The following is an 11440-nucleotide window of genomic DNA, read 5'->3' on the forward strand; positions in this document are numbered from 1 at the left end:
TCAAGCCTCCTTCAACTTCTTCTTTGACACAAAAAACCAGTAGGCCAATGGCACAAAATACAAAGCAGTCAAGGTACCAATGGTCAATCCGCCAATCACTGAATACACCAAAGGCCTTTGCAAGTCTGCTCCCAAACCCGAACTGAAAATAATGGGAATCAAAGCCAATATCGTTGTAATGGATGTCATCAAAATGGGCTTAAGACGTATTTGTCCAGCTTTATGCAGCGCCATTTCCAAGGCAGCTTCAGCAGAAACAGTCGGACTTTCCACATACTCTTTTCGCAGGCGATTAATCGTGTCTATTTTCAGAATAGCATCATTCACCATTATCCCCAACATCACCACCAAGCCAATCGCTGACATCACATTGAGGGAAGCTCCTGCCAAAAGCAAGACCAAAAATGCTCCTCCAATACCCAAGGGAAGGGTAAATACCACAATCAAAGGCTGAATAAAGCTTTCAAATTGTGCTGCCAAAATGAAATAGAGAAGCAATACAGATATGGCTAAAATTCCGATGAGCTGGCGGATATTCTCCCGGTCCTTGAAGTATTGCCCTACCATAGAAACTCCCAGGTTTTTATCTGCTCCCCATTTGATATAGTCAGAGGCAAGCGCATGGGGATCTTCTGCCGTTACCAATACGGATTGATAGATTCCACCTTTGTCAGCCGTCACATATTTATAATGGTCATCGTAGCGGTAATCCACAAATTCTCCCAAAATATAGGAGCTTGAATCGGACCGATTAATACGGGTAGTTTTCAATAAATCCTCAAATCTCTCTTGGGATTCTTTTAAGCGGATTGGAGTAACTTCTCCAAAGCGTCGAATATCAGTGATCGTAAAGCTTCCAAATAAGCGGGAAAGTTGCTCTTGCACCTGATCAACAGGAATTTGATAGGTCGCCAGACGATCTGCTTTTAAGGTGAAAACCACGGAAGCCTCCTTTTGCAAACCAGGTCCTCTTTCCCATTCAGAGGTAGGAAATTGACTCAGCCAGGGATCAACTTTCTTCTCCTCCACTGGTTTTTTCTGAGCCAGATCCTTCCATCGAACTTCATAATAGGGCATGGAGCTTGCAAAAAGCTGATCAAAAGCATTGGGAGCATCGCCCAAAGTGTAATTGGCTCCGGGATAATTGGCTTCCAGAAAAGAATCGATTTTAGGCAAGTGTCGATTTTTTTCCTCTACCGAAGAAAAGAGAAAATAAAGCAAGGATTGTTGGATGGAGTTTTCTCCATCAAATAGCAAAAACTGCCTTACTCCTACATCCGCCTCTGCTTTTTCATAACTGCCTTCCATTGATTTCATCAGAGCAATTACTCTATTTCTATTTTCTAAGGCAGAAATAGGCTCATTCCAGTCAATTTCAAGCGTAGCATCTACCTTCTCTATTTCAGGAAGTCCTGTAGTCCCAAGGATATACCCTATTCCTAAACCCAATGGAATTAACAACCCAAATACTGCCAATACAATTTTCCTATGCCCAAACACTGCGCTGTAGCCTCTATCATATAAGCGTAATACTGCAGAAAAGAAAGGTCCCTCTTTTCCATCGTCCGGCTTTTTACTTTTGCTGAAAAAGAGAAAATAAAGCATAGGCAATAAAATAAATGCAACCGCCAAAGAGACGGACAAAATGGCTGCTACGGCCACTGCCTGATCAAAAAAGAGTGCGCCGGAAATTCCGCTCAGGAAAACCAACGGCACGAATACTGAAAGCGTAGTCAGGACAGAAGAAACCAGTGCACTCATGACCTCATCCACTCCAGCCACACAGGCTTCAAAAAGTGATAGCCCTGCTTCTCGCTTTCGGGTAATATTATCCAATACAATGATGGCATTATCGATCAACATTCCGATTCCCAAAGCCAAGCCGGAAAGGGATATGATATTGATTGAGATATCAAAGAAGTAAAAGACTAAGAAGGAAATCAGTAGAGAAGATGGCAAGCTGACCCCAATAATTAGGGGCAATCTGTAATCTTTCATAAAAAGAAACAGCACCCCAAAAGCGAACAATCCCCCAAATAGCAAAGAAGTCTGCAAGTTGGAGATAGCCGCATTCAGAAGGTTGGATTGGTCTTGGGTCAGCTCAAAATCTACTTGAGGATAATCAGTTTTGAAGAGCTCCAAAGCGGCTTTCAGTTCAGGCATCAACTCATTCATTTTGGCAGCTGCCTGCTTGTGAACGGTGATCACCAAGGCTTCTTTAGAACCATAAAGATGGTATCCAAGCATTTCTTTGGATTGGTAATTGACCGTAGCCAATCGTCCCAAAGGAAGAATGGCTCCCGACGCTGCGGCTACCGGTAGACTTTCTATATCAGTAGGAGTATCAACCCGGGTTGCCAATCGGAGATAGTATCGGAATTGACCATCTTTCACAGAAATTCCCGGCAACTCAGAATTGCCCGATTGTATGGCTGAAACAATATTTTGCTGGGTCATTCCCAAAGCCCGAAGTGCATCTTCTTTGGGTTCTACTGTAATGATTCGCTCCTTTTTCCCATTGATATCTACCAATGACACACCCGGTAGTTGCTCTATTCTTTTTTTCAGCACATTCTCCGCAAGCAAACTTACCTCTATCTCATCCACCCCTTCTTTAGGTACTACCTGCACTCTTGCCACAGGTATATCAGAAGTATTGATCCGGATCACTTCCGGCCTAGCCAACCCTTCGGGAAGCCCATTGGTAATTCTATCAATCTTTTCATTGACATCAATGTAGGCCAATTCCATTTTGGAGGAATAATCAAAAGTCAGACGAATAGTCCCTACTTCCGCCCCTGCCTTGGAGTCCATTTCTTCCAAACCATTGAGTGTGATTAGCCCCTCCCGGATTTTGCTAAGCACATTTTGTTCGATGGCTTCAGGGGATGCATTGGGATAATTGACTTTGACTACGATCTGGGGAACATCAATCGGGGGAAGTAGAGAAATCGGAAGGGTACGAAAGACAATGAAGGAAAAAACCATCAAAGCCAGAAAAGTCATGAATACGGCAATAGGCCGGGCGAGTAAAAATCTAACCATAACTTATTCGCTTACTATTTGGACAGGTGCCTGATGTGCCAGCTGCAAATTATTAGTTGTGATGACAGTACTACCGGATGTAATCCCATCCAAAATCTCTATTTCCTGTCCATTATCCTTACCTACTTCCACATAGTTCCACTTGGACTCGTTGTTTTCTATGGTAAACACCACTGCCCTACCCGAGCGATAAACTACCGCATCTTTTGGCACCACCAATGAATTGGACTGAGGAGCACGGATGATGGCTCTAGCATTCATCCCAGGCAGGAGGTTTTGAGAAGAGATCAATCGAATGGCAACCTGAACCAAGCCATTTTCATCTACTTTGGGATTGATGCCTGTTACCCTTCCCTCTAACGCGGTACCCGTATTGGAAATTGGATAAATTTCCGCTGTTTGGTTTAGGGAAATCATCGCAATATCTGATTCCAACACCTTGACCTTTAGCACCAAACTATTGGTACTTAGAATTTCGCAGAGTTCGGCATTACTGGAGATCAGGCTTCCTTCTTTGAACTTCAAATCCGCAATTTTACCCGAGATTGGGGCTTTAACCTGACAGCGTTCCAGGTTCAACTGAGCCTCTTTCAACTCAATTTCGGCTAGAAAAACTCCGTTTTGGGCTTTCAACTGTTCTTCTAAATACGCTATTCTCTCAGCATCTCCTGACTCAAAATCCTTCTGAAATCCCAATTTGTCATTTTGGTAGGCAGCTTGGGCGTTTCGAAGGGCTATGCGGGCTTTTTCTAGGCGGATTTCCGCTTCTGTTGGATCCAACTTAGCTATCACTTGCCCTTTGGTGACAGATTGACCTTCCCGGATTGGCAGCTCTATTAAGTAGCCCGGTTGCTCGATTAAAGCCTTTACTTGAGCGGATGCTTCTAATTTTCCGGTAGCATTGATGAGATAGTCAAAGCTCTTATTTTCAGCTTTGGCCACCTTTACTTCAGTAGCGGCTACTTCATTTCTGAAAGATTCAGAGGGAATTTCTTCCTGTTTTTCTACTTCCTCTTTGCAAGAGAAAAGGAGGGTTGCAAAAAATGCAAAAAGAATAATACGGTAGTTGCTCATCGAGATAATCGTTAAAGTCCTAAGTAACTAATTTATCCATCAATGACCAAAAAAATCAGATGATACTCTGTTAAAAAAAGCAAAAAAAATCTTTTGAAAATACCAGAGCGACTTTGGAGAAATTTCCAAGATTTGAGCTTAAGCCAAATCTAATTTTTTAAGAAATTGGATAGACCAATAAACTCGAAAAATCGACGATCCTGGACAGCAAGTTTCTTTAAACTATTTTTAAAGCCCAATCAATTCAATATGCATTCCCGGCATTTTCCAAATATCAAATGAATCTTCGGCCCTGTCTTTTTTGCAAAAAATAGCTCCATCATCGCAACTCATCAGTTCCAAAATTGAGGAACTTCATGATATTTGAATCGATCGGTTTGACTGTCAAAAGTATAGACTTTCTGATTGGCTAGATCAAAATCAAATGAAGTGAAAAAATCTTTGAAGATCAGTTTTGAAATAGGGTTTCCTTCCCAATCAAAAATGAGGATTTCCGGATAGGATTTTCTCTCTGTTGCAAAATTCTGTTCCAACTCATTTAGGTGGAGAAGGGCGAAGAATTCATCGTAAACCCGTACATCTGAAAATCGGTAGTTTCGTTCAAGCTCAGGTAACTTTTCCAAGAGACTAAGATCATCCAAAGTTGATTCCAATGAAATAGTTTTTTTCAAAGAGCCATCAAGCGAGTATAAGTTGAAGTAATTTAGTCTAAAATACATTTCTAAAATCTTATCCTTGCGGGGACTAAGTCTTGTCATAGAAGCCATCAAAGACATATTCAACATCCCATTGGAGATTTCAGCCCTATTGAGCTGGTCAAGTACAGGGCTACTGGACAGTTGTCCGTCTGAAAGTAAATAACGGTTTTGTTTGGTTTCCTGATTTTCAGGCTGTCGAAAATAATAATTGTTTGAACCTAAAATTAAAAAATCAAAAAGGAAAGGAGGTAAATTATCGTCTATTACCTCAAGACTATCTTGGCCCAAGTCAAGGGATTGAGTTAAGTTGAATTTGAGTAGCCTACCTTTTGAAAATTCATAAATCAGGGCTTCTAAATTACTTCCTTCCTTTTGAAACAAAACTTTATCTGAAGACATAGACGGATAACTAAATTCTTTAGGACCCTCCCCCACGGACAAAAATTTGCCTAATGAGTCGAACCGTGGAATTTGATAGATGCTCCAAAATTTTTTAAAACTGGTTGAAATGATCATAAGACTATCCTCTATCTTAAAATCCCTCATCCCAATAAGTTCTTTATCAAGGCTTCTTCCTTCATCAATGGGGAAGACAGTTGGAAATTTATTGACTACATGAACTGAGTCAAAGGTCATGAAATTGGAAGATTGAGAAACGGCTAAAATCAAGTCTTTTTCATCAGAATCGTTTTTGCATGAGGCTAATCCACATGTTCCCGAGATAAGAATTAATAAATAAAGCAATCTAGTATTCATATTTTTTCTAAAATTAATGAGGCATCATTTTAGAAAGATGCGTCATCAAACACATATTAACCTCCCTTTTGTGGACATTGGTAGCAGATACCCGTGTCAGATCCGACTCCCCTACTATTATCAATATAGGTACATGTACCACAATACATTGCAGGCCACCCTGCCCTTGAGGTAATTGTTTTCCAACAACCATTTGGGGTACAATCACTTTGTGCTTCCACCTCCGAAACATTTACGAAAAAAGCACTAAATATAATCAGGCTCAAAACTCCAAGTTTGAAAATTATTTTTTTCATTTTAAAAGAATTTAATCGTTTGTGAGTTCTAGGATGCGGCAGAACTCGATAACCGGTTGTGAAAAATACCCTGATCGGCCGATACCTTGATCTTTCGTTTCCAAGCTAAATCAAAAAAAAAAAAACGCAAGACTTAGTATTAAATATTTCTCTCTACATCTCCTAACTAATTGATTTTCAATAAGAAAAATTTATGATCTTAGTTTAAAGAAAATAACTAAATTACACTACCTCCTCTACTTCAACCACTTACCTACCAGGTTCCAGATCCAGTCTATGGTCCGCTCCGGTACATGGATGGCTTCCTCATACCACCTCAATCGCAAAGTCCCGGGAGCCTCTCCGTCAAAGTGATGAAATAAACGATTCATTTCTTCGATGGAAGACACCTGCACAGTTACTTCGGCTATTCCATCCTCCCGCATATTCAGCTCAGTAGCTGCACTTCGGGATAAATCGATAATCCTCTTGGAGGTCTTGGGAAGGCGGTCATTGATCCGAACCCATACGCTGTCCCGGGTATCCACACGGGTTACTTTTACCCAAGTTCCAAATGGCAAGTATTTATGGGCTGCAGTCAAACTATCCATATGGAAAATCTCTCCATTGGCAGTTTTGCGCAAGTGAAACTTCTTGCCATAAAAACTCGCCCAACCCGTCTGAATTCTAACCGGATCCGGTGATTGTGCCCAAGCAGAATAGCTTAGCCCTATGCTTAAAAGTAAAACCACCCAATAGCGCATATCCAAATTTATCAATTCGCCTGCATGTTCAACAAAAGTGCCAATTATTGTCAATTAGATTTCCCAACTTGGACTAAGACTTCCCTTGGGTTATCTTAGTAATAATTCTTTCTCAGGAGAAAATAAGATAGGATTCACTAGCCCTACTTTTATATCACTCTTCTGTCAAGCAACCCGGAAACTCAGAAAAATGCTAAAAATACTCCATACCGCTGATTGGCACTTAGGGAAACGACTACAAGAATACACCCGGATAGAAGAACAGAAATTGGTATTGGATGAAATCATCCAAATCGCTGATCAGGAAAAAGTTGATTTGGTTTTGCTTGCCGGTGATATTTTCGACTCCTTTAATCCATCTCATGAGGCGGTAGAATTGCTGTACAAAAGTCTCCGCAAACTTTCCAACAATGGCCAAAGACCCATTTTTGCCATTTCCGGAAATCATGACAGCAATCAATTTATAGAAGCTCCTGACCCGCTAGCCCGGGAAATGGGTATATTTTTTTACAGCCGCTTGGATTCAGTCATTCCAAAAGGAAAAATCGAATCTGGACTCGAAATTCTACATTCTGAATCTGGCTTTGTGGAGTTTTCCATCCCAAGTCATTCCAGCCCAATCAGATTGATTTTGGCTCCTTACGCAACTGAACTCAGCCTCAAAACCTACTTGGGAGAAGGCGATAGAGAGCAGGAGTTCAGAGCTATCCTAAGCGAAAAATGGAGCAATCTTGCAGATCGCTACTGTGATGAAAATGGAATCAATTTATTCATGGGTCACTTCTTTTTCATCCAAGAGGGTCAGCCTATTCCTACCAATGCTGAGCCCGAATCAGAGCGTCCCATTTTGCACGTAGGAGGCACGCAGGCATTATTCACCCAACAAATACCTCCCCAAATGCAATATGCCGCTTTAGGGCACTTGCACCGCTATCATGCAGTCAGCCAAAAGCCTTGTCCTGTGGTCTATGCTAGTTCTCCATTGGCCTACTCTTTTTCAGAAGCAGATCAGGAAAAAAAGGTGGTAATTATTGAGGTGGAAGCTGGCAAACCGGTTAGCTACACCCCTATTGAATTGAAAAAAGGCCGCCCACTTTATCGGGTCAAATTTGAACAACTGCAAGAAGCCTTACTTTGGCTGGAAAAGCACCCTTATTGCTTTGTGGAGCTAACCTACGTAACCGAACAATCCATCGATGCCAGCACCCGAAAAGCACTTTTAAAAGCACATGACGGAATAGTCAATCTGATTCCCCAAATCAAGAACCCAAGAGCACAAGAGGATCTCAGTCTCAAGGCGGAGGACTTGGAGAAAGATATGTTGGCCTTATTTCAACTATATTATCAAAACAGCAAGGGACTGAAAGCCAATGAAGAGCTCATGGAAATTTTTAAAGAAATCATCTCAACAGAAGAAAATTCATGATTCCGGTAAAACTAGAAATCCAAGGTCTATATTCTTACAAGGAGCCACAAACTATCCATTTCAATCAGCTCACCGGGGCTGGATTATTCGGTATTTTCGGAGCAGTAGGCAGTGGCAAATCTTCCATTCTGGAGGGTATTTTATTGGCCCTTTATGGTAGCACAGAGCGATTGTCTGATAGAGGGGAGAAAGGCTCTATGCTCAACCTTCAAAGCAATCAGTTAGTAATCAACTTTGAATTTCTAGGAGGGAAGAATAATCAGCAAACCTTTCTTGCCCGATATGCAGCCAAAAGGAACAGCAAAGACCCTGAAAAAGTAGACCCTGCAGAGCATACTTTTTATGAAAGAATTCAGGGAGAGTGGATTCCTATAGAATCTGAACCTGAGCGACTCGTTGGGATGAAAAAGGAGCATTTTAAGCAGACCGTCATTATTCCACAGGGAAAATTCCGGGAGTTTATTGACCTGACTCCAGGCCCTCGAGCCGAAATGATGAAAGAACTCTTCGGATTGGAGCGATTTGACCTGTCCGGGAAAACTGCCGTCCTCTTCAGAAAAGTGAAAGATGAAAAAATCCGGATTGATACTCAATTACAAAACCTGGAAGGCTTTCAAGAGGAATTGCTGGAAGAGAAAAATAGCCAGTTACAGCAGATACAAACTCAACTGAAAGAAGCTTCTGCTCAGGTAGATTTTTTATCCAAGCAGGTAAAAGAGCGGGAAAAGCTGCAGGAAAAATTCAGTGAATGGAAAAAGTTTGGAGAACGGAAGCAGGAATTGATCCAGCAAAAACCTGAAATTGAAGAAAAGAGACAGCTTCACAAGGAATTTATCCTTGCTAAAACATACTTGAGACCGATTTGGAACCAACTCAAAGAAACCAAAGCTGATTCTGAGAAATTTCAGGTCAGTATGAATGAAAGCGAGGGCTTTAAAAAGACTTTCAAAGAAACGATAGACCAACTCATTCGAGAAGAGCAGGAATTAAAAGTAAAAAATCAGCAAAGGCCCGAAAGAGAGAGTAAAGTACGGGATTTGAAAAAAGTGATTGAGCTGAAAAGTCTTCATCAAAATTTGGCAGATGCTAAACAGAAAATTCAAAATTTAGAACCCAGCATTCAGTCTTTGAAAAATGAGCAATCTGCGCTGGAAAAAAACCAGGAAGAATTAGAAGCTCAAGCTGCCCAACATGCAAATCCTGATACCAACTTACTTTCAGAGTTAAAAACCTCACTTCAAAGCTGGAAAGATCTGGAGGAGCAAGAAGCTACTTTGACAGAAATTCTCACCAATTTTCAAAAAGAGGAGAAGCAAGTCCTTCGGAAATTGGAAGACCTCCAGCATAAAATTCCCGCAAACTACCCAAATCCCGATGCCTGGTTGGATTATCAAAGGAAAGCCATCCGGCAAATTGAAGATTCCAGGGAGCAATTGATGAAAAACCTAGGTTTAAATGCCCACACACATCTTTTGCTAGATGGGCAACCCTGTCCATTATGTGGATCCAAAGAGCATCCCAATCCTTTGGAAAGTGAAAAGCAGGAATTGCAGCTTCGCGAAAAAGAGCAAGAGTTAAAATCCGCCAAGGAAGAATCCGAGAAAATACTCTTGATCATACAGCAAAGAAAAGAGGAGCAGTTGTATCTCGAAAATCACCAAAATAATATTAAAGTGAGATCCAGGGAAATTGCACAGGTTCGTCAAAAACTGGAGACGTTAAAAAGCAGCTTGGAAAAACATGCTATTCAGACTATTGATGAGGTGAAAAGTCGAATTGAAGGATTGGCGGCCAGTAGTCAAGCCAGGGAAAAGCTTTTGGTACACCTGCAAGAATCCAGAAAGAAATGGCAGGATAACAGAGCTAAGCTGGAAAAGGCCCAACAGGAATTTCAACAAGCCCAAATCAAATATGAGGGCTTGCTGGCTAGTATTTTGACTAAAAAAGAGGAAATCAAAGACCCAACCTTTTGCAAACCCTTTTTCGAGAAAGAAGAAACTGATATCCGGCAGATGATTGCCAAAGTAGAAAGAGATATTGAAAATGCAGCATTGGAATACGAGGGAAAGCAGAAGCGGATACAGGAAGTACGAGAAAAGCAGGCAAAAAATGAGGCTGATTTCGTCAATTTTCAAAATCTATGGAAGGCCAGTCTTTCAAAAATTGAAAAATTAGAAACGGAGTATAAGGAAGCCAAAAAACAGCATGGCTTTGAAAATGAAGAAGAATTAATTCGCCTCTATGAGCATTCACTGGATGCTGAGAAAGTAGCAAAGCAGATTCAGCAGTTTGATCAGCAAATGGCTTTGGTCGAATCCAGAATTCTGGAACTGGAGCAAATCAAAGAGTTGAAGAACTTTAAAGAAGAAGAGTTCCTCCAATTAAATGCGGAGTTACAGCTAAAAAAATCTAAAGAGGAAGAAATTCAGCAAACCTTGACTTTAATCAGGGAAGAGATCAAAACCATCTCTGTGAAAATCCAGGAGAAGAAGAAGCTGGAGTTGGAGCATGCGAAGCTGGAAAAAAGAGCCGCATACCTGAAGGAATTGGAAGGATTATTCAAAGGAAGTGGGTTTGTGAAATATGTGAGTTCAATCTATCTGAAGGAGTTGTGTCATACTGCCAATCAGCGATTTATGAAGCTCAGCAAAAACAGTCTGAGTTTGGAGATTGACGAAAACAATACCTTCTGGGTGGTAGATTATCTCAATGGAGGGAAAAGGCGTTTACTCAAAACTCTTTCCGGTGGACAGACTTTTCAGGCTTCCTTGTGTCTGGCTTTAGCTTTGGCCGAAAAAGTAAAGGCTCTGAATCAAGCAGATCAAAGCTTCTTTTTCTTAGATGAGGGATTTGGAGCATTGGATAGAACTTCCCTTCGGGTGGTGTTTGAAACGCTGAAGTCACTAAGACATGAAAATAGAATTGTCGGCATCATCAGCCATGTGGAAGAATTGCAGCAGGAAATCGGGGCATTTGCCCAAATAGTGCTCGATCCCGAAAAAGGCTCGAAGGTTAGTTATTCGTTTTAAAACTGATTTTGGGTCATCGTTTTGGTTTTTAACCACAGAGGTCACAGAGGAAATGGATTTTTGATTTCCGAAGTACGATTTACGGGCAGAATAGAAATTACCGCCGGGAAAACGTTTATTGAAGCATTCATAATGCTAATCTATCTCTGAATTAGAAAAAATCATCTACTAAAAATATCAACATGAAATTCAGGCACGGGTCAATTCCCCCTTTGAGAAAAAGCTTCATTGAGAAAAAGTCTTTAATTCAAAGGGGGTTAGGGGGATTTTGATCATTATCTTCAAAACGAAGGGTCAAGCATCAATTGACCTTTTTTTAACCACAGAAGTCACAGGGGAACCAGATTTTGAAATCTTAATTTCGCTTTAAAAA

6 protein-coding genes are annotated in these 11440 nt (G+C 41.0%); 2 read left to right on the plus strand and 4 right to left on the minus strand.

Annotation, left to right across the window (positions count from 1 at the left end; translation table 11 throughout):
* The 4 genes from FL972_RS02645 to FL972_RS02660 all read right to left on the minus strand — a co-directional run bounded on the left by FL972_RS02645 (position 1) and on the right by FL972_RS02660 (position 6612).
* Positions 1-3045: an efflux RND transporter permease subunit gene (locus tag FL972_RS02645; protein WP_144603274.1), complete on the minus strand. Its 3045-nt coding sequence runs from the start codon at positions 3043-3045 to the stop codon at positions 1-3.
* A 3-nt stretch (positions 3046-3048) separates the two neighbouring features.
* Positions 3049-4119: an efflux RND transporter periplasmic adaptor subunit gene (locus FL972_RS02650; RefSeq protein WP_144603277.1), complete on the minus strand. Its 1071-nt coding sequence runs from the start codon at positions 4117-4119 to the stop codon at positions 3049-3051.
* Positions 4120-4451: 332 nt separating this feature from the next.
* Positions 4452-5573, minus strand: coding sequence for a TolB-like 6-bladed beta-propeller domain-containing protein (locus FL972_RS02655; protein WP_144603280.1), 1122 nt, complete (start codon positions 5571-5573; stop codon positions 4452-4454).
* Positions 5574-6105: 532 nt separating this feature from the next.
* Complete coding sequence (locus FL972_RS02660; RefSeq protein ID WP_144603283.1) at positions 6106-6612, minus strand: septal ring lytic transglycosylase RlpA family protein; 507 nt, start codon at positions 6610-6612, stop codon at positions 6106-6108.
* 190 nt (positions 6613-6802) lie between these two features.
* Between FL972_RS02660 and FL972_RS02665 the strand changes: the two genes are divergently transcribed.
* Both FL972_RS02665 and FL972_RS02670 read left to right on the plus strand, forming a co-directional pair.
* Entirely contained in the window at positions 6803-8038 is a 1236-nt protein-coding gene (locus FL972_RS02665; protein WP_144603285.1) for a metallophosphoesterase family protein, read from the plus strand.
* Positions 8035-11067 (plus strand): SbcC/MukB-like Walker B domain-containing protein, encoded by a 3033-nt coding sequence (locus FL972_RS02670; protein WP_144603288.1) that lies wholly within the window; start codon positions 8035-8037, stop codon positions 11065-11067. Before FL972_RS02665 ends, FL972_RS02670 begins: the two co-directional genes overlap by 4 nt.
* The last annotated feature ends 373 nt before the right edge of the window (positions 11068-11440 follow it).

Source organism: Algoriphagus algorifonticola (assembly GCF_007655305.1).
Classification (GTDB): Bacteria; Bacteroidota; Bacteroidia; order Cytophagales; family Cyclobacteriaceae; genus Algoriphagus; species Algoriphagus algorifonticola.